This is a genomic window from Pseudomonas putida (assembly GCF_028682395.1).
Taxonomy (GTDB): domain Bacteria; phylum Pseudomonadota; class Gammaproteobacteria; order Pseudomonadales; family Pseudomonadaceae; genus Aquipseudomonas; species Aquipseudomonas putida_AB.
Window position 1 is genome coordinate 1 of the sequence record NZ_JANHLC010000030.1, and the last position, 915, is coordinate 915.

Consider the following 915-nt stretch of genomic DNA (forward strand, 5'->3'; position numbering starts at 1 on the left):
GGCCATGAGTGAGTTCCAGCTCTATCTCGGCGACTGCCTGGAGGTCATGAAGCAATTGCCCGATGCCAGCGTCGACATGGTGCTGGCAGACTTGCCCTACGGCAGCACCCAGTGCGCCTGGGACACCATCATCCCGCTCGAGCCACTCTGGCGGGAGTACTTGAGGATCGCCAAGCCAGAAGCCGCGATAGTGCTTTGCGCGGCCCAGCCGTTCGCATCGATGCTCGTAGCCAGCAACCCGAAGCACTACAAGTACGAATGGATCTGGGAGAAAGGAAACGCCACGGGCTTCCTAAACGCCAAGAAGCAGCCGCTTCGGGCACACGAGAGCGCCCAGGTCTTCTACCGCAAGCAGCCGGTTTACAACCCACAAATGACGGATGGGCATGAGCGAAAGACAGCGAAGCGCAAAACCGTCAACTCCGAGTGCTATGGCAAGGGCTTGTCACTGACCGAGTACGACTCAACAGAGCGGTACCCGCGGTCGGTGCAATTTTTCTCCAGCGACAAGCAGGCTGGCAGCTTTCACCCGACACAGAAACCTGTGGCCTGGATGTCGTTCTTAATCAGCACCTATACCCAGCCTGGCCAGGTAGTGCTGGATAACAGCATGGGTAGCGGCACCACCGGCGTGGCCTGCATGCAGTTAGGTCGCCAGTTCGTAGGAATCGAACGAGATCTTGATGAGGACGGCAATCGCCTCGGCTACCTCGATATCGCCCAGCAGCGCATCACCGACGCAATCAGCGTGCGCGACAGCCCGGTACCACAATTCGATTTGTTCGCAACAGCTTAACCCCTCTCCCATCTACCAGCCTGCCGACTACCGGCGGGCGAGGAATCCCTATGTCTGCAATTCTTCAGCGCTTCCACCAGACCGCCAACGATGCCCTGGTCAATCTCAGCGAGCACTGT

General features: G+C 58.7%; 1 protein-coding gene. It reads left to right on the forward strand.

All coding sequences use genetic code 11. The features are described 5' to 3' along the window. Window positions 1-796, forward strand: a 796-nt coding sequence (locus tag NPS46_RS25085) for a DNA-methyltransferase (RefSeq protein ID WP_274112040.1), incomplete at its 5' end; no start/stop codon positions are given. Between the last annotated feature and the right edge of the window lie 119 nt (window positions 797-915).